At 47.0% G+C, this 25,268-nt stretch carries 21 protein-coding genes; 11 read left to right on the top strand and 10 right to left on the bottom strand.

Translation table 11 applies throughout. From position 1 onward, the window contains the following. Nucleotides 1–10: 10 nt before the first annotated feature. The 3 genes from MHH76_RS01895 to MHH76_RS01885 form a co-directional block, all read right to left on the bottom strand. Nucleotides 11–1,798, bottom strand: coding sequence for a glycosyl hydrolase family 18 protein (locus MHH76_RS01895; protein ID WP_050820859.1), 1,788 nt, complete (start codon nt 1,796–1,798; stop codon nt 11–13). Between the two features lie 409 nt (nt 1,799–2,207). Continuing rightward, nucleotides 2,208–2,942, bottom strand: a complete 735-nt coding sequence (gene chbG / locus MHH76_RS01890) for a chitin disaccharide deacetylase (protein WP_026580485.1) — start codon at nt 2,940–2,942, stop codon at nt 2,208–2,210. Further along, nucleotides 2,939–3,673, bottom strand: a complete 735-nt coding sequence (locus tag MHH76_RS01885; RefSeq protein WP_020450047.1) for a GntR family transcriptional regulator — start codon at nt 3,671–3,673, stop codon at nt 2,939–2,941. Before MHH76_RS01885 ends, chbG begins: the two co-directional genes overlap by 4 nt. A gap of 162 nt (nt 3,674–3,835) precedes the next feature. On the opposite strand from MHH76_RS01885, the gene MHH76_RS01880 reads away from it, so the two are divergent. From MHH76_RS01880 to MHH76_RS01855, 6 genes are all read left to right on the top strand, one after another. After that, complete coding sequence (locus MHH76_RS01880) at nt 3,836–5,170, top strand: 6-phospho-beta-glucosidase (protein ID WP_035337319.1); 1,335 nt, start codon at nt 3,836–3,838, stop codon at nt 5,168–5,170. Further along, nucleotides 5,157–6,443: a PTS cellobiose transporter subunit IIC gene (gene celB, locus MHH76_RS01875; protein WP_020450045.1), complete on the top strand. Its 1,287-nt coding sequence runs from the start codon at nt 5,157–5,159 to the stop codon at nt 6,441–6,443. The genes MHH76_RS01880 and celB overlap by 14 nt, the downstream gene beginning before the upstream one ends. Nucleotides 6,444–6,459: 16 nt before the next feature. Continuing rightward, nucleotides 6,460–6,792 (top strand): PTS lactose/cellobiose transporter subunit IIA, encoded by a 333-nt coding sequence (locus MHH76_RS01870; RefSeq protein ID WP_020450044.1) that lies wholly within the window; start codon nt 6,460–6,462, stop codon nt 6,790–6,792. Next, nucleotides 6,789–7,091 carry a PTS sugar transporter subunit IIB gene (locus tag MHH76_RS01865; RefSeq protein ID WP_023857786.1) on the top strand — a complete coding sequence of 101 codons (303 nt, stop codon included), beginning with the start codon at nt 6,789–6,791 and terminating at the stop codon, nt 7,089–7,091. The genes MHH76_RS01870 and MHH76_RS01865 overlap by 4 nt, the downstream gene beginning before the upstream one ends. A gap of 120 nt (nt 7,092–7,211) precedes the next feature. Beyond that, on the top strand, nt 7,212–8,624 hold the full coding sequence (gene glcD / locus MHH76_RS01860; protein WP_035337322.1) for a glycolate oxidase subunit GlcD: 1,413 nt from the start codon (nt 7,212–7,214) through the stop codon (nt 8,622–8,624). After that, the gene (locus MHH76_RS01855; RefSeq protein ID WP_035337323.1) at nt 8,621–9,943 is read left to right on the top strand and encodes a (Fe-S)-binding protein; all 1,323 of its coding nucleotides are present in this window, start codon (nt 8,621–8,623) and stop codon (nt 9,941–9,943) included. Before glcD ends, MHH76_RS01855 begins: the two co-directional genes overlap by 4 nt. A 59-nt stretch (nt 9,944–10,002) precedes the next feature. Here MHH76_RS01855 and MHH76_RS01850 read toward each other — a convergent pair whose 3' ends face one another. After that, nucleotides 10,003–11,718: a serine hydrolase gene (locus MHH76_RS01850; protein WP_020450040.1), complete on the bottom strand. Its 1,716-nt coding sequence runs from the start codon at nt 11,716–11,718 to the stop codon at nt 10,003–10,005. 170 nt (nt 11,719–11,888) lie between these two features. On the opposite strand from MHH76_RS01850, the gene MHH76_RS01845 reads away from it, so the two are divergent. Together MHH76_RS01845 and pepF are read left to right on the top strand one after the other, a co-directional pair. Next, complete coding sequence (locus MHH76_RS01845; RefSeq protein WP_017474015.1) at nt 11,889–12,158, top strand: GlsB/YeaQ/YmgE family stress response membrane protein; 270 nt, start codon at nt 11,889–11,891, stop codon at nt 12,156–12,158. Nucleotides 12,159–12,269: 111 nt separating this feature from the next. After that, nucleotides 12,270–14,105, top strand: a complete 1,836-nt coding sequence (gene pepF / locus MHH76_RS01840; protein WP_020450039.1) for an oligoendopeptidase F — start codon at nt 12,270–12,272, stop codon at nt 14,103–14,105. Between the two features lie 22 nt (nt 14,106–14,127). Here the strand turns inward: pepF and MHH76_RS01835 are convergent, their stop codons facing one another. Next, nucleotides 14,128–15,627 (bottom strand): amidase, encoded by a 1,500-nt coding sequence (locus tag MHH76_RS01835; RefSeq protein ID WP_020450038.1) that lies wholly within the window; start codon nt 15,625–15,627, stop codon nt 14,128–14,130. 100 nt (nt 15,628–15,727) lie between these two features. On the opposite strand from MHH76_RS01835, the gene MHH76_RS01830 reads away from it, so the two are divergent. Continuing rightward, nucleotides 15,728–16,180 carry a GNAT family N-acetyltransferase gene (locus MHH76_RS01830; RefSeq protein ID WP_020450037.1) on the top strand — a complete coding sequence of 151 codons (453 nt, stop codon included), beginning with the start codon at nt 15,728–15,730 and terminating at the stop codon, nt 16,178–16,180. Nucleotides 16,181–16,211: 31 nt separating this feature from the next. Here the strand turns inward: MHH76_RS01830 and MHH76_RS01825 are convergent, their stop codons facing one another. Then, nucleotides 16,212–17,342, bottom strand: coding sequence for a type II asparaginase (locus MHH76_RS01825; RefSeq protein ID WP_020450036.1), 1,131 nt, complete (start codon nt 17,340–17,342; stop codon nt 16,212–16,214). Nucleotides 17,343–17,515: 173 nt separating this feature from the next. Then, on the bottom strand, nt 17,516–18,685 hold the full coding sequence (locus MHH76_RS01820) for a M20 family metallopeptidase (protein ID WP_020450035.1): 1,170 nt from the start codon (nt 18,683–18,685) through the stop codon (nt 17,516–17,518). 125 nt (nt 18,686–18,810) lie between these two features. Between MHH76_RS01820 and MHH76_RS01815 the strand changes: the two genes are divergently transcribed. Both MHH76_RS01815 and MHH76_RS01810 read left to right on the top strand, forming a co-directional pair. Then, on the top strand, nt 18,811–20,211 hold the full coding sequence (locus MHH76_RS01815) for a Na+/H+ antiporter NhaC family protein (RefSeq protein ID WP_023857781.1): 1,401 nt from the start codon (nt 18,811–18,813) through the stop codon (nt 20,209–20,211). Nucleotides 20,212–20,829: 618 nt separating this feature from the next. Then, the gene (locus tag MHH76_RS01810; RefSeq protein WP_020450033.1) at nt 20,830–21,906 is read left to right on the top strand and encodes a DUF4352 domain-containing protein; all 1,077 of its coding nucleotides are present in this window, start codon (nt 20,830–20,832) and stop codon (nt 21,904–21,906) included. Between the two features lie 10 nt (nt 21,907–21,916). On the opposite strand, the gene MHH76_RS01805 is transcribed toward MHH76_RS01810, so the two are convergent. The 3 genes from MHH76_RS01805 to MHH76_RS01795 all read right to left on the bottom strand — a co-directional run bounded on the left by MHH76_RS01805 (nt 21,917) and on the right by MHH76_RS01795 (nt 25,229). After that, on the bottom strand, nt 21,917–24,001 hold the full coding sequence (locus MHH76_RS01805; RefSeq protein ID WP_025810812.1) for a class I SAM-dependent methyltransferase: 2,085 nt from the start codon (nt 23,999–24,001) through the stop codon (nt 21,917–21,919). Between the two features lie 87 nt (nt 24,002–24,088). Continuing rightward, nucleotides 24,089–24,829 carry an SDR family NAD(P)-dependent oxidoreductase gene (locus MHH76_RS01800; RefSeq protein WP_043054035.1) on the bottom strand — a complete coding sequence of 247 codons (741 nt, stop codon included), beginning with the start codon at nt 24,827–24,829 and terminating at the stop codon, nt 24,089–24,091. Continuing rightward, nucleotides 24,813–25,229, bottom strand: a complete 417-nt coding sequence (locus MHH76_RS01795) for a tautomerase family protein (RefSeq protein WP_020450030.1) — start codon at nt 25,227–25,229, stop codon at nt 24,813–24,815. Before MHH76_RS01795 ends, MHH76_RS01800 begins: the two co-directional genes overlap by 17 nt. Nucleotides 25,230–25,268 lie beyond the last annotated feature (39 nt).

Here is a 25,268-nt window from a genome sequence, read left to right as displayed (position 1 = left end):
TGACTTTCTGTTATTCGCAGCCTCCGACCAGCCGCCATACGCCCCATTCACCGGATTGATCCGGCCGGTCGCCTTTCGTCCACCATTTCGCTTCATACACTTTTCCGTTAAATGCAACCCGCTCTCCGCCCGTGTATGCGTTCGTCTCTTTCCATTCGTCATATGAACATGCCTGGTCAGAATTCGTCGTGACCTTTACTGTTGGTCCGGTATGGAGCTCTCCATCGGCATCCTTTGCTGAAACTGTAAATGAGTAGGCCGTACCCGGCTTCAAGTTGCCGATTTCCGCTGATGTTTCTTTTACAGATATCGACCGGCTTTCAAATGACACGACATATTCCGTAATGTTTGCTCCGCTGCTCGGCGCATCCCACGCCAGGCTGACACTTGTAGCAGTTTTTCCGGTTACACGCACATTCACAGGTGCCGATGAAGGCGGCTCCGGATTGCCTCCGTCCGGTGCAAAATCTAAATCGGCTGCCAATTTATTGAGAAGCGTCCGATTGGAATCGCCGCTGAAATCCCAGAACATCGCTCCGCTTAATCCGTTTGCTTTAATAAAATCCGTTTTGTGGCCGAATGATTGTTCATCATCATAAGTGATGAAATTGCCATTTTCCGCGTTATACAAAAACGGCACTTTCGCTTGATCGTTCCAATACCTTTTATAGCCGTTTTGATTTACATAATTCTTTTCAAGATCTGAAAAGTCGAATACTCCATTTTCCCATGTCCCTTCTTTCGCCGGTCCGCACTTCTGATATTCTCCGTGGCCGCCGGACTCACAACCGCTCCAGCCCCTTCCGTAGAACGGTGTTCCAAGCACTAATTTGTCCCCCTTAACACCGGCTTCCTTATAGCGCTTCACAGTGTTTTCAATGTTGTAGGTCTCAGCATTTGGAACGCCTGCTTCTTTTGCTTTTGGATCATAGAACAGCGGCGCATTATGGGCGCTTATGCTTTGCCATCCGCCATTAAAGTCATAGGTCATGATGTTAATCCAATCCACGGTTTGAGCAATTTTATCAAGCTCAGTGTTGCTCACATACTCCGGACTTGCGCCGGATGCGATCGTCAGCAAGTATTCCTTGCCGTCCTTTGCTTCTGCAGCATTAAGTTTTTTACGCACCTCTTGCAGGAGCAGCGTGTAATTTCTTTTATCTTCCGGCCGTGTACTATTCCCCGGCAATCCTCCGCTGACCGGGTATTCCCAGTCAAGATCGACCCCGTCAAACCCGTATTTCCTTAAAAATTCAACGGCCGAAGCGGCGAAATTCCCCCTTGCCACAGGATCTGCCGCGACATCTGAAAAGCGGTTAGACCAAGTCCATCCGCCGACCGATATGAACGTTTTCAAATGAGGGTGGCTCTTTTTCAGCTTCAGCAATTGTTTAAAGTTGCCGCGGATCGGTTCATCCCAGACATCCCCGGGATTTGACTTTTGTGCGTCAATCCAGGGATCGCCCATTACGATTGTTCCATTTGGCGCGTCGATCACTCCTTTTTCATCCTGACATGACCATGTTTGGGGATTGGGGCCTGTCGGATCGGGGTTCCCGTGCCTTCCTTCCCAGCAAATATCAGCAAAAGCATAATTAATGTGGCTGACTTTTGAAACGTCCATATCCCAAACTTGAAAATTCCTTCCGTAAGCACCCCATGATGGATAGTAGCCGATGATTTTATAGTTTTTTCCGGAATCGGCCTTTGCAACTTCCCCATTTACAAATGACAAGCTCAGCAACATGACAAAAATGAAAGAAAAAACGAAAAACTTTTTGCTTTTGTTGACCAACACGATGTTCATCTCCTTTTCATCCAATTTTTTTGACAAACTATGAAACTAGAAATCTCCTATTCCTCACCGCCTTTTTTGTTTGTTTTATATTTTTCCTTGTCATCTAATAGCTGCAGCTGCACAGAAGCCAACAAGGGAAAACGCTTACATAAATGAGATTGACATCATGATTTCATTAAAATTTCGGGTGTGTTCGTTTGGAAAAGCTGGTTGTGCTGAGGGTGAAACACGTATAGATGTCTATACATTTGCGTATAAAAGAAGACTTTTTAATGGCGAAGGGTTGCTGAATTTGTTATGACAAATCTATATTAATCAGAATTTTCTGAACTGTCAACTTGAAGACATTGACTACACAACCGCCGCTTTCTACTCCATTTAAGGAATAGAAGCGGCGCCTCTAGCCTCTTCATAGACTAGCGTAAGACGTAAGACGAATATCCGGACATTGTTGCAAAGCCGATTTAAGAGAAGGTTCCGTCAGCAGTGAAAGTTCATATACCCGAGGATAATGGAAAGACGATTTTTCAAGCAGACATTTATCGACGTAAGCCGGATGGCACATCACTTCAATCACTGCTGCGTCTTGATAATCACGAAGGATGCTCGAAAGATCCTTCAATCGATCGACTTTCAGCTCAAAAGCATCGTTCGACCTTACACCCTTCCACAGTGAAGGATGATCATGATTGACCTTTCTGCATGGCAGGTCATACTCTTTCGCAAGCTTTACAAACACCTCAGGGAGATTTCCGTATGTATGAATATGATGATGGCTGTCGATATGTGTCGGATTTAAACCGAAAGACAAAGCTTTCTCTATTTGCGCTTTCCACTCTCGGTATACTTCATCAAGGTCAATGTCGAAGAAACCCTGGTAGTACAAAAGCTTGCGAAAATTCCCTTCTTCATCCGTTATCGTATGCAGTCCGCCGAGAATCGGGCGCCCGGCCGTCAATGTCAAGTGGACGCCGACTCCGAGTTCACGATTTTGCCGTGCGAGTTCGACGGCATGCTCCGCTTCTTGCATATTGACCATGAGCGTAGTCGATGTGAGCACCCCGTGCTGGAAAGCTTCAATGATTCCAAGGTTGACTCCCCTTGAAAATCCAAAATCATCCGCATTTATGATTAGAGATTTCACCTTTCATTCCCCCTTTGTTCATAATCACGTTCAATGAAGAACTCAACACGGTCACCGCGAAAATAGGCCATAGAATACTCGACGACTTCTTCCGACGCCAAAAATGTTTGCGTCGATATCTGGAAGCAAGGTGTGCCTTGTGTAATATTTAAATGTTGTGCAATCTCCTCATCAGAAATCACAATTTTGATTTGTTCCTCTGTTCTTTTTATGTTGTTTCCTTGCCTGCTGATGCACTGGTAAAGTGAAATATTCGCCATTTCTTCCGTTACTTCGGGGACGAGATCCGTTCTGATATAGGCTGTTTCAAACTGGATTTCTTCATCGTCCGCATAGCGGATTCTTTTGATTTGATAGACCATTTGTTCAGCGTCGATTCCGAGGAGGGTTTGGATTTTTTCAGACGGCTTTATTTTTTGCAAATCAACAACTTTGATTTTCGGTTTAAAGCCTTGAGCCTTCAATTGCTCTGCATAACGGAGGCTGCTGGAGCTCAAGATCTGCTTTACTTTTCCTTTGGCGACAAATGTCCCTTTTCCCTGCTTTCGGTAAATGGCCCCTTCCATAAGCAAATGATTCAGCGCGGTCCGCAGCGTCGTCCGGCTGACATCATACAGTTTGCAAAACTCGGACTCCGTCGGCAGCAGGCTGCCAGGCGGATAATAACCGCTTTCAATCTTATCTACAATATCTTGTTTAATTTGACTGTGGAGCTGTGGTTGTTTCGCCATACATGTTCTCCTTTGGGGTGTGTTCGTAATTATAGAATAACACAAAAGGTTCCTAAAAAAAACAATTTGTCATAACAAATATGTATGGACAAATTTGTTATGACATGTTAAGTTTCAATTGTGTGAAGCGCTTTCATATAAAGAGAATGAAGGAGGGGGATTATGGCGCTGAAAGTAGTTGTTATAGGCGGAGGGTCCAGCTACACACCGGAAATTATTGAAGGCATCATCAAACGGCAACATCAATTTCCGGTGAATGAGATTGCACTTGTTGATATCGAGGAGAGCAAAGAAAAACTTCGCATCGTCTCAGAACTCGCGAAGCGAATGATCAGGCATGCGGGGGTTCCCATCGAACTGAGCCATACAATAGATCGGGCAGAAGCGTTGCAAGGTGCCGATTTCGTCACGGTTCAAATCAGAGTCGGCGGACTGAAGGCGAGAGCTTTAGACGAAAAAATTCCGCTCAGCCACGGCCTAATCGGGCAGGAAACAAACGGAGCCGGCGGTATGTTTAAAGCTTTCCGCACAATTCCTGTCATGCTGGATATCGCTCGCGATATCCAAAAGATTTGTCCCGAAGCATGGCTGATCAACTTTACCAATCCGGCCGGCATCGTGACGGAAGCTTTGCTGAAGCACGGACCTCATCAAAAGGTCGTCGGGGTATGCAATATTCCTTACAACATGAAAAATAGCATTGCAGAAATATTCGGCGTGGATGTGAACCGCGTCATGATTGAATTCGCAGGCCTCAACCATTTTGTTTTCGGAAAAAGGGTATGGATCGACGGCATCGACCGGACGGAAGAGACGATTGAGCATCTGTTGAATGATCACCTCGGCTACTCGCCCTCCAATATTGCGGCGTTGCCGTGGAATCGCCAATTTCTGCGGTCTTTACGTATGCTTCCGAGCCCGTACCATCAGTACTATTATCAACATGAAGATGCGCTCGCAAAAGATATCGAAGCGTACAATAACAACGGAACACGAGCGGAAACCGTCATGGAAGTGGAGCGGCAGCTGTTTGAGAAATACAAAGACGCCGAGATCCATGAGAAGCCTAAAGAACTGGAAGGCCGCGGCGGGGCTTACTATAGTGAATCAGCCTGCTCATTAATGAACTCGCTTTATCATCATTCAATGGATATTCAGACCGTGAACACACTGAATAAAGGAAGCATACCAGACCTTCCCGATGATGCGGTGATCGAAGTCAACAGTGTCATTACAAAAAGCGGACCGATTCCTCTGACCGTCGGAAAACTGCCTGCTGCCATTTGCGGGCCGATCTGCCTGATGAAAAAATTTGAACAATTAGTGATTGAAGCTGCGGTCACCGGCGACTACAATACGGCATATTCAGCCATGATCACCAATCCGTTGGTCTCCTCTGATCACAAAGCTCAAAAGGTACTGGATGAAATGCTCGAGGCGCATAAACGTTACCTCCCGCAATTTTTTGAGGAGGTCTGTGAACATGAAACAAAATAAAATGATGGCATTCATCGAAGCAAACATCATGCCGATCGCCGGAAAGATCGGTTCCCAAAGACACCTGATTGCAATACGCGACGGATTCATCGCCATTATGCCTCTTATTATCATCGGTTCCCTCGCCATCCTGGTTAATAATTTTCCAATACCGGCGTTTCAAAACTTTATGACCGGCCTGTTCGGAGAGGGATGGACTGCTGTCGGCGGGGCGATATGGAATGGCTCTTTTGCTCTGTTGAGCCTTTTAGCCGTTGCGGCTGTCAGCTTTAAGCTGGCCGAGTCCTATCACACAGATGGCCTGTCTGCCGCATTAATCGGGATTGGCGCATTCGCCGTGCTTACGCCGACCACTGAAGACTTTGGCTTTTCAATGACTTGGCTGGGAGCACAAGGCCTGTTCGTCGGCTTAATCGTGGCTTTGCTGTCGACGGAAGTCTTCCGGCTGTTTTCACAAAATGAGAAATGGAAAATAAAAATGCCTGAAGGAGTGCCTGACGGCGTCACAAAATCCTTGAATGCTCTATTGCCGGCTGCCGTCATCTTATCCACTGCCGGGCTATGTAATGCTCTGATTGTTCATTATTCGGGACAAAGCATCCATGAGCTTGTTTTCAGCACGATTCAAGAGCCGCTTCAAGGTCTTTCCAACACGGTTGGGTCAGCCTTGATTTTCACTTTCTTGAATCATTTGCTCTGGTTCTTTGGATTGCATGGAACAAATATCCTCGGGCCGATCATGGAATCCGTCTACCTCCCGCTCATTCAGGAAAATCAACACTTATTCTCGCAAGGAATGAGCGCTTTTGAAGTGCCTTATATTGTGACAAAGCCTTTCTTCGATTCTTACGTATTTATGGGGGGATCGGGAACGACATTGGCTCTGCTTGCCGGCATTTTAATTGCCGTGAAATCGAAGCACTACAAAACGATCGGGAAGGTGTCTCTCGCACCCGGCCTTTTTAACATCAATGAGCCCGTTCTGTTCGGACTTCCTATTGTATTAAACCCGATCATGTTCATTCCGTTTATCTTGATTCCATTAATTTTAACGATTACATCATATGTCGCTTTGGCTTCCGGTCTCGTCCCGAAAACTGTCGCGATCCTTCCGTGGACAACGCCGCCGATTGTCAGCGGGTATCTCGTCACCGGAGGATCAGTCCGGGGAGTCTTATTGCAAATCTTCAACCTGGTGCTAGCCACCCTGCTCTACCTCCCGTTTATAAAAGCAGCAGAACGTTCCGCCTTGCACCAGACAGAAAACGAATAAGTAAGGAGTGAATGTTATGGCAGATACACTACAATTGGAACAGGTCTCATTTGAAATCATTCTTCACGCCGGAAATGCGCGTTCTTCTGCAATGGAAGCATTGCAGCTTGTGAAACAACACGAATGGGAAACCGGATATCAAAAAATACAAGAAGCAGAATCGGAGCTGAGCCAAGCTCATCAGGCGCAAACCCGCCTTCTGCAAAAAGAAGCACAAGGCGAAGGCCTTTCACCCAATCTATTATTAATCCATGCGCAGGACCATTTAATGACAGCCATGACTGTAAAAGATTTGGCGAAAGAATTGATTCATTTATATCAAGAGCTTCAGAAAGGAAGAGAAAAATGAAGATCGCACTTGTATGTTCAGCCGGAATGTCTACGAGTATACTGGTCAAAAAAATGAGGGAAGAAGCGAAAAACCGTTCATTGAAGGCCGAAATTAATGCATATGCGGAGGCAGATTTGCCAAGTCATCTGGATGAAATTGATGTGATACTGATTGGTCCGCAGGTCCGGTATTTAAAAGGGCAAATGACAGAGCGCGCCGAGCCTTATCATACGCCCGTGGCCGTCATTGATCAAATGGCTTATGGAATGATGGACGGAGCAAAAGTGCTGAATCAGGCAATCAGCCTTGCAACCTGATGCCTCCTGCAAAGAACCGCGTTTTCTTTGAAAACGGGTTCTTTTTTTTTGAAGTTTAAAAGAATGATTTTTTGAAAGCGTTTGTTTTTGTATAATAATTGGTAAAGGATGTGATCATACATGATTTCCTCACAAGTGAAATCCCAGTTGATTGAAATTGTCGGCTCTGCCAATTATGACGATTCGAACGCCGGACGGCTCGTCTATTCTTATGATGCGACACCCCAGTTTCAATCGATGCCTGACGCGGTCATAGCCCCGCGCAGCACAGAAGAAGTATCGCAAATCGTGAAAATCTGCAACACGCACCGCATTCCGATTGTGCCGAGAGGTTCAGGTACAAACCTTTGCGCCGGCACATGCCCGACTGAAGGAGGAATTGTCCTCCTGTTTAAGCATATGAATCGAATTTTAGAAATCGATGAAGAAAACTTAACGATAACCGTTCAGCCCGGCGTGATCACGCTTGATTTAATTCACGCCGCTGAAGAAAAGGGATTATTTTATCCGCCCGATCCGAGCTCGATGAAGATCTCGACAATCGGCGGCAACATCAATGAAAACTCGGGCGGCCTCCGCGGGCTGAAATACGGAGTGACACGCGATTATGTCATGGCGCTTGAAGTCGTTCTCGCAAACGGGGATATCATCCGCACTGGCGGCAAACTCGCCAAAGACGTTGCCGGCTATGATTTGACGCGTCTTTTCGTCGGTTCCGAAGGAACGCTCGGCATCATTACTGAAGCAACATTAAAACTCATCCCGGCACCCGAAACAAAAAAAACCGTCCTCGCCCTCTATCAAGATATCGACTCTGCAGCCCAAACGGTTTCAAATATCATCGCACACAAAATCATTCCGACGACGCTCGAATTTCTCGATCAGCCCACGATTCAGGTGATCGAAGACTTCGCGAAAATCGGCCTTCCCGTCCATGCCAAAGCGGTTCTTCTGATCGAACAGGACGGCACCGAGGAAGCAGTCCGCCGTGACATTGCCCTGATTGAAGAGATTTGCACAAAAGGAAATGCTGTGTCCGTTCAAACCGCGCAAACAGAAGCTGAAGCGGAAAATCTTCGGGAGGCCCGCCGCACCGCACTTTCCGCTTTAGCCCGTTTAAAGCCGACGACCATTCTGGAGGATGCCACGGTACCGCGCTCTGAAATTGCCGAAATGGTAAAAGCAATTAATACGATCGCCGAAAAGCACAAAATATTGATTTGTACATTCGGGCACGCAGGCGACGGCAACCTTCATCCGACCTGTACGACAGATGTCAGAAACAGTGAAGAAATGAAACGGGTCGAACAGGCTTTTGAAGACATCTTTAAAAAAGCGGTTGAGCTGGGAGGAACAATCACCGGAGAACATGGGGTCGGCGAAATGAAAGCTCCTTATCTGGAACTGAAGCTGGGCAAAGCGGGAATCGCCGCCATGAAGGCGGTAAAACAGGCGCTGGATCCTAACAGCATCATGAATCCCGGGAAGATATTTGCGAAAGACTCCCGCAAGCGGGTGGTGGTGACAAAATGACGACAGCTAACGAAAGAAAGGTCATTGAACAGCAGTTTAAACAAAGAATGGACGAGGAAGAGCTGCTGAATTGCATGCGCTGCGGCTTTTGTCTGCCGTCATGCCCCACCTATATCGAATCCGGTTTTCAGGAAAGCCATTCACCGCGCGGACGCATCGCGCTCATGAAAGCGGTCGTCGATGGGGCGATTGAGCCTGATGAGGATGTCGAACGGTCACTGGAGCTTTGCCTCGGCTGCCGGGCGTGTGAACCTGTATGTCCTTCAGGCGTAAACTACGGGCGCTTGCTTGAAGAAGCGAGGGATATTATTCAGCAGAACAAAAAACACACCCTTCCGGTTAAAGTGCTTCGCCGCGCGGTATTCAAAGGGCTTTTCCCCCACCAAAACAGAATCAGGGCGCTGACTGGAATACTCGGCGTGTATCAGCGTTCCGGCATGCAAAATGTGATTCGCAAATCGGGCTTACTTCGTCTTTTGCCGGACCATCTCGCGAAAATGGAGGCTGTTTTGCCGAAAGTTCCCGATATGAAACAGCTGAAAAAACGGCCGCACCTGCTCCCTGCGATCGGAGAGAGAAAAAAACGGGCCGCCTTTTTCTCGGGCTGCCTCATGGATACGTTGTTTTTAGATACGAATATGGCAACCATCGAGCTGCTGCGGCTGGCCGGCTGCGAGATCATCATTCCCGAACAGCAGACCTGCTGTGGTGCCCTCCACGGACACAGCGGCGAAAAGTCTGAGGCCATCCTGCTCGCAAAACGAAATATTCAGGCATTCGAGGATTCAAACGCGGACTTTATCGTGACAAATGCAGGGGGATGCGGAGCATTTTTAAAGGAATATGATCATCTCCTGAAAGATGACTCTGAATGGCGGAAACGGGCAGCGGTTTTTACAGGGAAACTGAAAGACTTTTCTTCCGTCCTGTTGGAGCTGAACTTTGATCAGCGATCCCTTGAACTGCCGCAGCAAATCGTCACCTACCAAGATTCGTGCCATTTGCGAAATGTCATGAACACCTCCGCTGAGCCGAGATACCTTATTCGCAGCATCAACGGCATTGAATTCAAGGAAATGAAAAATGCCGAAAGCTGCTGTGGATCAGCCGGTATTTATAACATTGTCGAATCCGAAATGTCGATGAAAATTCTCGATACAAAAATGGAAGCAGCAACAGCGACCCGGGCCGCTACGATCGTTACAGCTAATCCCGGATGTCTGCTGCAAATGAAGCTCGGCATTGAACGAGCGGGGCTTACAAACCAAGTGAGAGCTGTTCATCTGGCGGATTTACTGCTGGAAGCCGTCCAGGAGTGACTAGGCGGCTCACACTTGGTATATTTCTCGGGAAATAAATCGAAATATGTCTTCTGCTGCTATTTCCGAACAGCAGGAAATTCTCCATTCGGCTGGATGAAGCGCAAACCTGTTACCTGTCCGGAATCGCCGGCTTCGAACCGGACGCTGAAACCCGGCAGGTTTTTGATTTGAAATGTCAACTCACGGTAAGGCTCAAGTTCGTAATCAGGCTGACCGGGCAATGAAACCCAGAGCGTCCGGTTGTTTCTGAAAGACACAACGACATCTGTTCCGGCTTCCAATGCATATTCGCCCGTTAAAGAAGCAAGAAATTCAGGATCGTACAACCGCTGATCCGGCTTCCTGACAAATTCGATTTCTCCAGCGCCTTCCGCCATTTCAAACGGTACGGAAAGGCGGCTGATATGTCCGTGTATATCAGCGCTGAAAGATGAGAGCATCGCCATCTCCGTGAGCGGCATTTTCATCTCGAATATATTGTAATGATAATGCTTCAAAGGCATCACAAACGAATTGAAGAGCGCCTGTAACATACCGTCTTTACACTCTATTTTGATTTCACCGTAGCCGGGGTGCTCGTATACACCTGTGTAGTCCTTCAGGTCATGAGAAGGCTTCGTTCCTTCAATTTTGGTAAGATCCGCGGTTCGATCCACCCCTAAAGCCGCTTTCATTATTTTTTCCGCTTCGCCTTTCAGCCGGCCGTTCCAATCAATCTCTTCCAATCCAAGCAAGCGGTCAAAAATATTGTACGCCAGAACATTTGGGAGAAAGCTGCCGTTCATATTTGTCAAAATGGCAATCCCGATTTTTTCATAAGGCATGAAAGCAACAAGCGATGAAAAACCGTCAATATTTCCGCCATGATGAATCATATGACGGCCACGGTACGGTTCAACAAACCAGCCGAGCCCATAGCTGCAGACAGGGAGTTCCTTCGCTTTAAGAATGGAGTCGCAGGAAATGCAAGGCGTATGCAGCTCATGAAGGCTTCCCTCTGATAGAACACCGCTGAATTTGTCGCTGCCAAGCTGAAGCAGCACCCAATTTGCCATATCCAAGGCATTGGAATTGATCGATCCAGCCGGCCCGATCACATCGATATTGCGAAAAGGAATTTTTTCAACTGTTCCGTTTTTCTCTTGATATGGAAAGGCAAAATCGGAAAGCTTTTGCATATCTTCGACCGAGAAGCTGCTGGATGTCATATGCAAGGGTTTGAAAATCCGCTCATGAACAAACTCCTCCCATGTCGTTCCCGCTATTCTTCCTGCAAGATAACCGGCCGTCATGTACATCAGGTTCTGATACTGCCATTTTGATCGAAAATCCAGATTCGGCTCAAGGTAGCGGAGCCGTCTGAAAAGCTCTTCCCTTGAAAAGGAGGAATTATACCACATCATTTCGTGTCTTGGGAGGCCCGAACGATGGCACGCCAGATCACGGGGAGTCATCCGTTCGGTTGCCACCGGATCATACATCTTAAACTCCGGGAGGTATTCCCTTACCGGCTTGTCCCATTCCATTTTCCCTTCATCAGCCAAAACCGCCATCGCCGCCGTTGTAAATGCCTTGGAAGCGGAACCGATCGCAAATACCGTTTCCGGGTTCACTTTTAATTTCCGTTCTTTATCCCTGAATCCAAACCCTTCCGCCATGATGATCTCGTCTTCCTTAATGACTGCAACAGCGGCTCCGGGAACGTTCCACTCCTTCATTTTTTCCAGGGCAAATGCCCGAAAGCCTTTTAATTCCTTTATAGGCTGTCTCATTTTACTCTCCTCTCTTGATCTAAGCGTCTTATGCCTGTTCCAGGTGTCCGTATTCCATACGTTTGTTCGCCCGAATGGTTTCATTTAGAGAAAATTTGTATATTTATTCACGAATTCCAAAAGATAGGTATAAGGCTGAAAATGTCTAAAAAACAAGGAGGTTTTGTTCAATGTTTGGATTTATTTGGTCATTGATCATCGGCGGAATTTTAGGCTGGCTGGCCGGCCTCATTATCAGACGTGATGTACCCGGAGGAATCATTGGAAATATTATCGCGGGATTTATCGGTTCATGGCTCGGCTCCATGATTTTGGGACGCTGGGGTCCGATGATCGGCGGATTTAATATCATTCCGGCTCTGATCGGTGCGATCATTTTGATTTTCATCGTCAGTCTTGTCATGAGAAGTATGGGCGGACGAAACCGCAATGCTCAATAATGGATGATTTACGACGGTTTCATTAGAAACCGTCGTTTTTTATTTCATTCTGCTGCCGTCTTTTATATAATTAATTAGAAACACGAAATATTTTCAAGGGGAGGCTGTACATTGGAAAAAGTGGCAGAAAAAAGACCGAAGCGCTCTGAGGTGCCGCAGGAACTGACTTGGAATCTTACTGATTTATTTTCTTCTTATGAAGCTTGGGAAGACGCACTTGTGAAAATTGAGGAAGATCTCGTATCCATCGGCTCATTTAAAGGAAGGCTTCACGAAGGAGCTGACGTGTTGCTCGATTGTTTAATGCTGCAGGAGAAACTGCTAGAGCGCCTAGTCCGGGCCGCCGCCTATACTCACCTCAGAAAGTCCGAAGATTTGACAAACCCCGTCAACCAAGCCGACGCTTCAAGGATGGCCGCACTTCAAGCAAAACTAAACGCCGGGCTTTCATTTATCCAATCGGAAATTCTCGAATTCCCCGAAAATCAAGTGGAGACGTACATAAAAAATGAGAAAGGACTGGAGCCTTTCAGCAAAATGCTGTCCGAGATAATGGAGCGCAAGCCGTATAAGCTTGCTCCCGAAACAGAGGAAGCGTTAGCCGTTTTAGGCGAAGTGCATGATGCACCGTACAAAATTTTCGGGATGGCGAAGCTTGCAGATATGCAATTTTCACCGATTCAGGACCGGAACGGCAATGAGTTGGCCAATTCGTTCGCGTTATATGAAGGAAAATACATGTTCTCTCCTGATACGCATATTCGCAGAACCGCCTTTGCCTCCTTTACAAATACCCTGCAAACATACAAAAATACCATCGCCGCCGTCTATGAAACAGAAGTCAAAAAACAGGTCGGCATGTCAAGGCTTCGCGGATATCAATCCGCCACCGATATGCTTCTTCAGCCGCAAAGCGTCACGCTCGAAATGTACCACAACCAGCTTGATGTGATTAAAAACGAACTTGCACCTCATATGCGCAAGTATGCCGCCTTGAAAAAACGCGTATTAGACCTCGACGACATGCGCTTCTGCGATTTGCAGGCTCCGCTTGATCACGACTTCAGTCCAAAGACGACTTACGAACAGGCCGGCCGGATGATCTTGGACGCTTTACAAGTGATGGGACCCGAGTACGCGGAAGTCATGGAAACCGCATTGACTGAGCGGTGGGTTGATCTCGCTGACAACATCGGCAAATCCACGGGTGCGTTTTGTTCAAGTCCGTACGGAGTGCATCCCTTCATTTTGATGACATGGACGGATACGATGCGGGACGCCTTTACCCTTGCCCATGAACTCGGTCATGCCGGTCATTTCTACTTGGCAAACCGCAAGCAGCGCATCATGAATGTCAGACCGTCTCTATATTTCATCGAAGCGCCTTCTACAATGAACGAAATGCTTCTCGCCCAGCATTTGTTTTCCAAAACAAATGACCGGAAAATGAAGCGCTGGGTCATCAACCAACTGATGGGCACGTATTACCACAATTTCGTCACCCATCTGCTCGAAGGGGAATATCAGCGGAGAGTCTACGAACTCGCCGAACAAGGGTGCGCACTTACCGCTTCCGTACTGTCTGAACAAACCACCGCCGTGCTGTCCGAATTCTGGGGCAGCGGAGTGAAGCTTGATGAAGGGGCAGGTTTAACATGGATGCGTCAGCCGCACTACTACATGGGGTTATACCCTTACACCTATTCAGCCGGGCTGACAGCATCGACGATCGTCTCGCAGCAAATTAAAGAAGAAGGCCGCCCTGCCGTCGAGAGATGGCTGGACGTTTTAAAAACAGGCGGTACAATGAAACCGCTGGACCTGTTGAAACACGCGGGTGTTGACATGTCGACGGATCAACCGATACGCCAGGCAGTTGCGTATGTCGGAACATTGGTTGACGAGCTCGAAAAACTGTATGATCCAAAAGAAGACCGGCCTGATTAACAGCCGGTCTTCTTTTATGCGGTTACAGACTGCCGAACTTCGGATTGCCTTTCATTCCGATCCATAAGTCTGATTGCTCTAATAAATGTGCGGTGCGAAGCAGCCAATGTTCCTTTCCTTTCGGTGCCGTCACTTGAACGCCGAGCGGTAAACCTTCATTTGTGAGGTGGACCGGGACGCTCATCGCAGGCTGTCCGGTTAAGTTGGCAAGCTGTGTGAATGGTGTATATGTCAAGCTTTTCAAAAACATTTGATAAATCAACGACTGCTGCTCATTTTTTTCCAGCTCACTCACTTTCAGGAGCGCTTCGGCTTCTTTTTCGGTATGAGTAAGCTCGCCGACCTTTGGAGCGGGGTAAGCCGTTGCAGGGGTCACATACAGATCATAGGTCTCATGAAACGCCGCCATTTGTGCAGCTGCTTGATCCCAGGAAGCAAGGCTTGCCGTAAATTCGGCTGCCGACACTTTTTTGCCTGCTTCATTAAGCACCCATGTGACAATTTCAACATCCTGAACAGTGATCGCTCTTCCAAGCGTTTTTTCCATTCCTAGAATCATCGCGGAAATTTCACCGCTGTTCATTAAGTAGTAGTTCTCCATTAACCGGAGTCCATCAACGCCGTTCGCCTGCTCTTCGACGCGGTGTCCCTGCGCTTCCAGCCATTTAACGGTGCGGTGGACGGCTTGTTTGGCTTCATCACTGACAGGCGTTCCGACGGGTGATTCTACAGAAAATGCGATATTCAACGGGCGCTCCAGCCCTTTTTTCATATCCTCTTCATAATGGCCCGGAAATAAAGGCGTTTGAAAAGCGGCTTCAGGCTGAACGGTTTGCAGGATATCAAGGAGCGCAGCGCTGTCCCTGACCGTACGGGACAGCGCAAAATCGATCGATGCTCCCTGCCATTGCCGCCCGACGCCCGGTCCTACAGGCGTTCTGCCCCGGGTCGGCTTCAAACCGAATAGCCCGGTAAATGAAGCGGGGATCCTAATGGAGCCTCCCCCGTCACTAGCTCCTGCAAGGGGAACGATTCCGGCCGCCACCGCTGCAGCGGAACCGCCGCTTGAACCGCCGGGTGAATAATCGGTGTTCCAGGGATTTCGCGACGGCCCGTATAATTCAGGCTCAGAAATATTTTTCAATCCGTATTCGGGCGTATTCGTTTGGCCGAGAAATAAAAAGCCGGCGCCGCGCAATTTAGCAACGAAATTCGAATCGCGCTTTGGTTGATAAGATGAAAGCAGCTTGGCGCCGGCAGTAAGAGGCTCCCCTTTCAACGCTTGGGAAATGTCCTTTAAAAGGATCGGCACCCCGGCAAACGGCTGCTGTCTGATATCGAGCTGTCTGCATTCATGTTTGACTTGTTCTTTTCTCGTCCGAACGACCGCATTCAGTTCTGGATTGACTTCTTCAAGGCGGGAAAAAGCAGCATCGATTAATTCGTTCACCGTTACTTCCCCATGTTTGATAAGCTTAGATAAAGCAACTGCGTCATGCTTCATATAGTCAGATATATTCATATCAGTACCTCACTTTACTGTTCGCTTGTGTTTACTATTGTGCATGAGCCTTTTGAGGATTTCAATGTTTTCAGTTTAGATCAAAAAGGAGATGAGTGAAATGAATATTCGAAGGTTACACCCAGAACATGAGCCGCCGCTTGATTTACTGTTGACGGCAGACCCTTCCGAAAAACTGGTTATCGATTATCTCAAACGGGGACAATGCTATACAGCAGAAATCGACCGCCGGATTGTAGGTGTCTATGTGCTGCTGCCGACGAGACCAGAAACAGCAGAGCTCGTCAATATCGCCGTCAAAGAAGATCTGCAGGGAAAAGGAATCGGCAGACAATTGGTTATGCATGCGATTGAAACGGCAAAATCACAAGGATTTAAGACAATTGAAATCGGAACCGGGAATTCAAGCATCGGCCAGCTTGCGCTCTATCAAAAATGCGGATTTAGAATCACCGGCATCGACCGCGACTTTTTCTTGAGGCATTACGAGAAACCGATATACGAAAACGGCATGCGCTGCATCGATATGGTTCGCTTAGCGCTCGATCTTTAAAAAATCCGCCGGGCTCCCCGGCGGATTCTCGTCAATATTCTTCAAAATAGGACTGGATCTTTTTCGGATCATCTGTTTTGGTCAGCGCCAGCATCAGCAAAATCCGGGCTTTCTGCGGGTTCAAAGAGTTGGAAGCCAATATGTTTTCCTTTTCAAGATCAGGATTGGGCGTGACAACCCCGCTGCCGGTGCGTGTAGAACGCACGACTGCCGCCCCTTTTTTCACCGCTGCGACTGCCCCTTTTTTCGCCTCGTCAGAGACTGAACCGTTTCCGCTTCCCGCATAGATAATGCCTTTCGCTCCCGCCTTGATTGCAGCGTCAAACAGATAGCGCCCGTCGTTTTGATACCCGTATATGATGTCGACTTGAGGAAGCAGATTGATCTTGGAAATATTAAAATCGGTATCTTTCGTATGCTTTTTTGTGATGTCATTATGAAAATAGATGCCGTCGGCAATATTGCCGAGGTACCCCATTTCTTCCGACTTGAAAGTGTCAGGAGCTGTCGTATGGGTTTTCGTCACATATCTTGCCGCAGCAATCCGGTCATTCAGCACCACCATGGTTCCTTTCCCGTAAGCTTCCTTGCTCGCAGCGACCTTTACAGCATTGTACAAGTTGGCAGGCCCGTCGGCTCCAATCGCTGTGGAAGGCCGCATAGATCCGACCACAACGACGGGTTTATCGCTTTTGAGGACGAGATTTAAAAAATAAGCCGTTTCTTCCAAGGTGTCCGTTCCGTGAGTGACGACAATTCCATCGACATCATCTGAAGCTAAAAGCTTCGCAGTGCGCTTGCTCAATTTCAGGAGCGTTTTATTAGTCATATTCTGACTTCCGATGTTTGCCACTTGTTCTCCGCTGATATTCGCGATATCCTTCATTTCCGGAACGGCTTCGATGAGCGTATCAATCCCGACTGCACCCGCTTTATAATTGGTCGTCGACGTTTTGGACTGATTCGCTCCGGCAATTGTCCCCCCTGTAGCCAAAATTCTTATGTTGGGCAGACGGTCATTTCCTTGGGCAGTCTTAACAGAAGCAGTTTCCGTCTTCGCCCGGGCCTTTGTTTCATTTCGAGATTCGTTTGAACCGGAGCACCCGGCATTGATCAAAAGCAATAAGCCTAACACAATAAATAACATTCGTTTTTTCGTCATGTTTTGATCTCTCCCTGCTGCGAAGTCCGCTAATTATATATGTATTTTCTCTTTCCTCCTCTCTTTCATACCAGTTTAAAATGCATTTATACGTTGTCTATTCATATGTTAGATTTTCTTCTGCGTTTTTTGGCATTAAAAAAAGGGAAACCTCGTTTCCCTCTTCAGACCTTCTATTGTTTTAAAAAGCTGAATTCTTCCTTTATTTTTCTCAACAGCTCTTCATTGGTGAGCACATCATAGGCCGTGAATGCCATAGATTTTGCGCCGAGCATTAAGCCTTCGAACCCTTGGCTGCTCATGGCTGCCTCCCGAAACTCGGGTGTGTGGCACGCGTACGGTTCATCGCAAATTTGTACATAAGGATGAATGGAAGGTGCGATCTGGCTGACATTCCCCATATCAACTGAACCTCCTCCGTCCGCTTTTTCATGAATCGAATCGGGATCGACGCCCAACTCGATCATGTTTTGTGTAAAGGCGTCTGACAGCGTTTCATTTGTTTTCAAATCATCGTAAGACAGCTCGTAAAAAGAGCTCTCAAGTCGGGCTCCAGTCGCAAGTGCGGCTGCTTTTGCACAATTTTTTACTTTATCAAGCAATTCATTGACATAAGCACGTTCCGTTCCTCTGACATAAAACTGGGCAACCGCATAATCCGGCACAACATTTGCCGCTTTCCCTCCCTCTGGGATAATCCCGTGAATCCGGGCATCAGGGAGAATATGCTGTCTGAGCGCATTAATGCCGTTGAATGTCTGAATGACGGCATCGAGCGCATTGATTCCTTCGTGAGGCGCTCCCGCCGCATGCGAGGCCTTTCCGAAGAATTCGAATTGAATCGCATCCATCGCCAGCGATGTTCCGCTTTTTTCATGCCTGCAATACGGATGAACCATCATAGCGGCGTCCAAGTGATCAAAAACCCCTTGTTCAGCCATGGTTACTTTTCCGCCTTTCGTTTCTTCCGCAGGCGTTCCGTAAACATACACTTTCCCTCCGCATGATGCGATGACTTTGCTGACGCCGATTGCGGCGCCGACCGCCATCGTGCCGATCAAATTGTGCCCGCAGGCATGGCCAAGGTCAGGTAATGCATCATATTCAGCCATAAACCCGATGGCAGGGCCGGGACGGCCGCTGTCAAATTCGGCCGTAAACGCCGTCGCAAGGCCGCATGTTCCTAATTCCACCTGAAAACCGTGTTTTTTCAGCTCCTCGGACAGAATCTTTGAAGCTTTGAATTCTTCATGCCCCAGTTCAGGGTGATTGCCTATATACTGGCTGATATGCAGCAGCTCTTCACGAATATGTTCGATCTCTTTCTCAATTTGTTTTTTCATAACGGTTCTCCCTTCTCCATTACCGGAAGTTCTTTTCCAGGGTTGACAAAGTAAAGCTCATATCCTCAAAATGATTAAATATATAATTATATGAATATTAATACATTATAAAGGAGACGAACGGAATGAGCAATGGCACCCCCCAGAAAATAAAACTGCACTTCCCTCATACTTATGCTTTGATTTTTTTCATTATCATTTTAGCTGCACTGGCTTCATACTTCATTCCATCAGGAGAATTTGAACGGGTTGAAGAAGACGGCCGAACGGTTATCGTACAAGGGAGCTACATACAGACTGACGCCGGTCCGGTCGGTTTTTTCGAGATGTTTAAAGCCATACCGGAAGGCATGATTCAATCGGCGGATATTATTTTTTACATCTTTTTAATAGGCGGAGCTTTCGGCATCATCCATCAGACCGGGATGATTCGTGCAGGTGTTCATGTGCTCGTGCAGCGCTTGAAGAAACGCGGTTTCCTCCTGATTCCCGTCACCATGTTCGTCTTTTCCATCGGAGGCGCAACGATCGGTTTATCTGAAGAGACGATTATTTTTATTCCGATCGGCATCGCTGTTGCAAGAGCGCTTGGCTATGATTCAATGACCGGGCTGGCGATGATTTCCCTTGGCGCGGCTGCAGGGTTCACCGGCGGCATGTTGAACCCGTTCACAGTCGGAATCGCACAGACAATTGCGGAAGTCCCAGTGTTTAGCGCCCTCGGTTATAGATTGGCCGTTTATGCCGCCATGCTCGGTTTCTCCATTTTTTATGTCATGCGGTACGCTGAAAAAGTCAAAGCGCACCCAAATACCGGTTTGATGTATGGAAGCGAAACAGAGATGAATGAAGAGACAGCCGCAGGACACGCTGATCTTTCCTTCACCGGAAGACACGGCCTCGTCCTGCTGATTACAGCATTGGGCTTCGGCATCAATATGTTCGGTGTATTTCAATGGGGGTGGTTTTTAAGCGAGCTGTCGGCCGGCTTTCTCATCATCGGCTTTGCCGCCGGCCTTGCGGGAGGACTCGGCATCAACAACACCTTCCATTCATTTGTTGACGGTATGAAACAGGTTGTATACGGAGCGCTGATTGTCGGCTTCGCCCGTGCCATTGTCATCGTATTGGAAAACGGACAGATTATCGATACGATCATCAACAGCCTTGCTTCAGCCATCAGCTCACTTCCGAACGAAATCAGCGCCATTGGCATGTTCGCCGTGCAAATCGTGATCAACACATTTATTCCATCCGGAAGCGGACAGGCAGCCACAACGATGCCGCTTATGGCGCCGCTGGCCGATTTATTGGGATTCGAACGCCAGATTGCCGTATTCGCGTATCAATACGGAGACGGAATCACCAACTCCATCATCCCGACCTCCGGTGTACTGATGGCTTCGCTGTCAATCGCAGGCGTCACTTACGAACGCTGGGTCAAGTTTGTCTGGAAGCTGGTCGCAGGCTGGATTTTCATCGGCGCCGCCGCAATTGTTATCGCCATGATCATCGGTATTAAGTAAACATCCGGTCCACAATATGCAGCCGGAGCCCCCGGCTGCATTCCTCATACATGTCTCCGTCTCCCTGACCATAGAGAAGCCTAAACCATCAAAACCGGCGTTTCTGAGACGATTGATCTACTAAATTTTAAGCTCAGGTTAAGAAAACCCGAAAACAGGACTTTTTATCCACCATAGTCCAATTTCAAAATTCATCAACAAAGTGGCGGATTCTAAACAAAACACTTATATTTTTCACCTGTTCTGCCTTGTCATGGCTAAGGTGGAAAATGGATCAATCTCAATTAAATGCACCGTTTTGTAAGTCATTAGTTTTAGTCTATTCATACTACCCAAAGTTTGAAAACATGCCTAATCTTGCAAAACATTGACCAAAATTAGTATTTAACACCTATTTATTATTGATTCTTCAAACCTTAAAATGAGTGATGTTGTTTCTGTTTTTTTAAAGAAACTAAGGAAAAAGGAAGAATTATAATCAAATTTTCACTGTTAGATAAATGAAATGACCGGGACTTGAGTAAGATTTGTCCCGATGAAGGGCCTTTTTACCCTAACCACCCCATTCTTTTCATTTACATAACATTGAAAAAATAATAATAAAAAAGGAGACAGACCATGCGAAGTAAAAAGTTTTTTCTAATGATGCTTTTGATGATTGTAGCAGTCGTGTCAACAGCCTGCGGAGGCAGCAAAAGTGCGAGCGGAGAGAAAGAAGATACGAAAAAAGCAGATAATGCAGAAGTTAAAATACTAAGCTCCGAATATACGCTTCCGGATGATTCATCAACAAACCTGCACGAAAATGAACTTATACTAAAGATCAATGTTTCCGTTAAAAATACAGGAAAAGAACCATTGATGGTTGATAAAAGCCAATTCAGCCTTTACGAAGGCGACTCAAAAATGTCGGACGTCAGCGTATATGATGAAAGAAACAAGAGACTTCGTTCTTCCACGCTGAATTCTGACAAGGAAGTCGACGGAAATATCTATTACATCGTTGAAAAGGGCAAAAAGTTTCAGCTTGAATACACACCTGACATGTACGGTGAAAACAAAGCCGATCCTGTCAAATTCGAGATCGACGGCGGCAGCGACGATTTGCTGAAAACAGCCAAAAAACTTGAAGATCCGGCAAAAGCTTTGCTGGCTTACACAGATGTAACGATTTTCGGCAAAGATAATGATAACTTTGATAAACTGGTCGACGAAAATAAACGTGAAGTCGTTACCGATTACCTTGAAGGCGCTCAAAAATCAATCGTTCGCTCTTTAGGATATTATGATGAAGAAGATGTCGATAAAAAGAAATTGAATAAACTGATCAGCGCCATCCAAAACGCTTATCAAGAAAAATCTCAAGTCAAAGCAGTTACAAAATCAATTTCAGGCGATGAAGCAACTGTTGAGGCAACCGTTACACCAATCGATAATACGGATGTCCAAAAGAAAGTGAAGAAAAGACTGGAAGACTATGTGAAAGACAGCGGCAAAAACTTCATGTCCAGAGATGAATTGATCAATCCTGCGATTGACATCATGAGTGAAGAAATCAAAAAAGCACAGGCGACTTCAAGTGAGAAAACCGTTGAAGTTAAGCTTGAAAAATCAAAAAACGACAAATGGAAAATGGATGCTGATAATTACAAGACCGAACAATACTTCTCAAGCTTCCTTAAAAGCAACAACTAAAAAAAGCACCCTAGTGGTGCTTTTTTTCAATTACAATAAAACAAGTGCTGTCCGGCAGCGGCACGCGTCGGCCGAGCCGGTCTGTCAGCTCGATTTTAGGGTTAAGGTGTTCTTCATACCCTTCCTGTACATAGTGTTCGAACACAAGAATGTTCGCGCGTTCCCCCAACTCTTTCTCAATACAGCGCCGGAATTCAGACGGCGTAAAATAGCCGAACTGCTCCTGCACTTCATGCGAATAGGCTTCTTCTCCCCAAGTATATGTATAGAGGAATTCCATCGCGTCATTCACAAACAGTACAGCCGCATCCTTTTCAGCCTCAAGAATTTGCACCTTTCTCCCTTTAAAATCATGGATATACCGTTTCAAGAAATCCATTCCATCCGGGTCTTTAAAGCGAATCCGCCGCGTTTCCTCTTTGTTTTCGGTCATGATTCCGTCCCTGATGATGATTCTGCCTCCCCGCTTCAGAATATCAAAGGAACTTTTTAACGCTTGGACAATGACGAGGTGATTAAATCGTTTTCCTTCATACGGAATGTATGAGAACAATTCGTGCAATATCGATGAAAATACAATCGTGTCGACGCTTTTCTGTTCGAAGTACTCAGGAAGATCCAACGCATCAGCCTGTTTCACATGCCACGGCTTATGTTCGCGCACTTTTCTTTTTTGGAGCTCCTCAATGACATTGACGGAAAGGTCGATGCCGATGACCTCTGCTTCAGGATGCTGGTCCGTCAGCAAATCAAGCATCACGCCGCCTCCGGCTCCGATGTCGAGCATTCTTTCTCCAACAGCATAATCGGCAATCTTCTTTTTATAATCTTCCGCACCGTTCATGTCAGACAGATAAGCCGCTTCATTTTGCAGCCGGTCAAACGAATCCTTGCGAAACTCAAAAAAATCATAAAGCAGCACGATCGCCCGTTCATATAAAGGCGATTTCTCCGCTTCCTGGCAAAATTCAATCAGCTTCAGTCCGGCCTGCGAAAACGAAAACGTGACGCCGACAATCTCGGAAGCCTGATCAAACGGCTGAACAGCAAGCGAAACGTGTTCATTTACAGGCACCCCGCCGAAAAGCAAATCGCTGATCGACATCTCTTTTAAGCACGCTTCGATAATCCGTTTTTTATAAACATTCGTATGACGCACACCCTGGTAATCACGGTACATGTCCTTCATCAGCGGCTCAAAGCTGATATGCTTGACTGATAAAGGATTGACAGAACGAAGCACTAGCAAAAAGATTTTGACAAACTCTTCAAAACTGAACGATGACAAGGCGGATTCCACATACCATAAATCGACCCGCTGAAAGAAGCGTCTCAGCACATCTTCCGCGGCATGTTCCCTCAAAAACCGCTCGTACCGGCTGCTGTCTTCGCCGGAATCGAACGCCTGTCCCCGCAGTTTTCTGATCCTTTCCGCAAACGGCCAATCTTTGTTTCTTTCTCCTGTGCAGATTTGGCCGATTATCCGGTTCACGTCTTGTTCAATCGATTCCCAAAGTGCCGGCGAAACCCCTTCAATGATACATTTGTTCAGAACGTACAGAACCCGCCTGATGTCGATGTGCTGAAGTTCGGATGCTTCAATCCAATCGATAAGAGGAGTGAATTGGCGATACCTTGATTCCCCGCGGATATACTGCCCGATGAGTCCATGCGTCAAAATCAAAATATAGATGAGTTCGTCAATATCCTGCCGCTCCGGCATATACGCCTGTCTTCGATCAGCATAAATCTGCGCCGCCCCGATATTATGGATCGCAAGCTGAAAGCCTTTCTCACGCCATTCCTTTCTTTTATGAGGCTGGCCGCACTTAGCCGTTTCACTCCATATGAGAACCTCTTCAATGATTTCTTTTTCCCGCTCAGGAATGTCCGCTTTCTCCAAGATGGAGAGCGTCTGTTCCACATAAAGAAACACGGGATTCTGAGGCATGTTCTCCAGCGAAGATATCCGCTCCAGATTGACATTTTGTTCTTCAGTTAAAACAAGATACTTGAGCCATTCGGCATCACGCAAAACATGATAATCCCCGCTTTTCACTTTTTCAATGGCTTCTAACGATTGTAAACGCCTCATACGTTCTTCCCTCTTTTTTCTATTTCGATATGACTAATCATAAGGTAAATGGTTTCATATAGAAATAGGATAATAGACTTATAACCGCTATAATGTTTGGCCGCAGTCCGCCGTTAAGATTTGACCAGTAACCGTTTCTTGTTCGAGCAGCGCGCAAATGAGCAAGGCGATATCTTCCGGCTTTGCGATCCGTTCAAGCGGGAGCTTTTGGCTGAGCCGCTTCATTTTCTCTTCATTCCCCTCCCACCATCTCGTCGATACAGCGCCAGGTGCCACACAGCTGACCCTGATATCCGGAGCGAGCGCATGCGCCAATGATTTCGTCAGTCCGTGGACCGCCGCTTTTGATACGGCATAGGGGAGCGAAGAACCTGAGCCCGTCAGTCCTGCGATGCTGCCGACATTTACGATGGCGCCTTGCTTATTTTGCTTCATTAAAGATGCCGCCGCTCTCGCGCAATAAAACATCCCTTTGACATTTACCGCATACAGTTCATCCCAGACTTCTTCAGAAGCTCCATCCAAGTCATCAAGCTCGATATGCCTGGTGATGCTTGCATTGTTGACGAGCAGATCGACGGTGCCGAACTCACGGGCCGCCCGATCAAACATGCCTTGAACTTCATTGACCTTAGAAACATCGGCTTTAATCGCGAGCGCGCGGCCGCCTTGATTTTCAATCATCCCAACCGTCTCTTCAGCCTCCGCTTCGGAACGCGAATAGTTGACAATAACCGCTGCGCCGCGGTTTGCCAAAGCGAGCGATACCGCTCTGCCGATCCCAGTGCCGCCTCCTGTGACAAGGGCTGTTTTATTTTTCATTTCCATTTTTCATCACTCCCTTTTCAACTGATGCAAGCTGTGCTGTTCCATTCCCAAACGACCAGTTCTCTTTCACGTTTTCGGCCGCAATGATCATGACGTCCTCTTGGCGGATGCCGGCGTTTTTTTGTAAACATTCTGCAATGCGTTGATACAGCGCCAGCTTTTTTTCGACCGGTCTCTCTTTCATTGTGATGTGAATATAGATCAAATCCTTCGTCCGTTCGATATTCATATAGCCGGGATCGAAAAAGAATTCTTCCTCATCGTGCTGGGTGATGACCTGAAAATAATCATCTTCCGGAACATCGATCGTCTCCGTCATCGCCTTGTGAACCGTTCTGCTAATCCGTCGAAGCTCTTCGTTTGATCTTCCTTTTAAAAGATCCATCCTGACAAATGGCATATATTTATTCCTCCTTTGTATTGTTTAATAGTGTATAAC

It is taken from the genome of Bacillus sp. FSL L8-0193, from assembly GCF_037976065.1.
GTDB classification, from domain to species: domain Bacteria; phylum Bacillota; class Bacilli; order Bacillales; family Bacillaceae; genus Bacillus; species Bacillus paralicheniformis.
The sequence above is the reverse complement of the archived record's forward strand: the minus strand, read 5'-3'. Positions and strand labels throughout refer to the sequence as shown.

Coding starts and splice junctions, on each gene's coding strand:
- MHH76_RS01885 (WP_020450047.1), bottom strand. CDS start 3,673: ATGGCGAAACAACCACAGCTCCACAGTCAAATTAAACAAGATATTGTA.
- MHH76_RS01880 (WP_035337319.1), top strand. CDS start 3,836: ATGGCGCTGAAAGTAGTTGTTATAGGCGGAGGGTCCAGCTACACACCG.
- celB (WP_020450045.1), top strand. CDS start 5,157: ATGAAACAAAATAAAATGATGGCATTCATCGAAGCAAACATCATGCCG.
- MHH76_RS01870 (WP_020450044.1), top strand. CDS start 6,460: ATGGCAGATACACTACAATTGGAACAGGTCTCATTTGAAATCATTCTT.
- MHH76_RS01865 (WP_023857786.1), top strand. CDS start 6,789: ATGAAGATCGCACTTGTATGTTCAGCCGGAATGTCTACGAGTATACTG.
- glcD (WP_035337322.1), top strand. CDS start 7,212: ATGATTTCCTCACAAGTGAAATCCCAGTTGATTGAAATTGTCGGCTCT.
- MHH76_RS01855 (WP_035337323.1), top strand. CDS start 8,621: ATGACGACAGCTAACGAAAGAAAGGTCATTGAACAGCAGTTTAAACAA.
- MHH76_RS01850 (WP_020450040.1), bottom strand. CDS start 11,718: ATGAGACAGCCTATAAAGGAATTAAAAGGCTTTCGGGCATTTGCCCTG.
- MHH76_RS01845 (WP_017474015.1), top strand. CDS start 11,889: ATGTTTGGATTTATTTGGTCATTGATCATCGGCGGAATTTTAGGCTGG.
- MHH76_RS01835 (WP_020450038.1), bottom strand. CDS start 15,627: ATGAATATATCTGACTATATGAAGCATGACGCAGTTGCTTTATCTAAG.
- MHH76_RS01830 (WP_020450037.1), top strand. CDS start 15,728: ATGAATATTCGAAGGTTACACCCAGAACATGAGCCGCCGCTTGATTTA.
- MHH76_RS01825 (WP_020450036.1), bottom strand. CDS start 17,342: ATGACGAAAAAACGAATGTTATTTATTGTGTTAGGCTTATTGCTTTTG.
- MHH76_RS01820 (WP_020450035.1), bottom strand. CDS start 18,685: ATGAAAAAACAAATTGAGAAAGAGATCGAACATATTCGTGAAGAGCTG.
- MHH76_RS01815 (WP_023857781.1), top strand. CDS start 18,811: ATGAGCAATGGCACCCCCCAGAAAATAAAACTGCACTTCCCTCATACT.
- MHH76_RS01810 (WP_020450033.1), top strand. CDS start 20,830: ATGCGAAGTAAAAAGTTTTTTCTAATGATGCTTTTGATGATTGTAGCA.
- MHH76_RS01805 (WP_025810812.1), bottom strand. CDS start 24,001: ATGAGGCGTTTACAATCGTTAGAAGCCATTGAAAAAGTGAAAAGCGGG.
- MHH76_RS01800 (WP_043054035.1), bottom strand. CDS start 24,829: ATGGAAATGAAAAATAAAACAGCCCTTGTCACAGGAGGCGGCACTGGG.
- MHH76_RS01795 (WP_020450030.1), bottom strand. CDS start 25,229: ATGCCATTTGTCAGGATGGATCTTTTAAAAGGAAGATCAAACGAAGAG.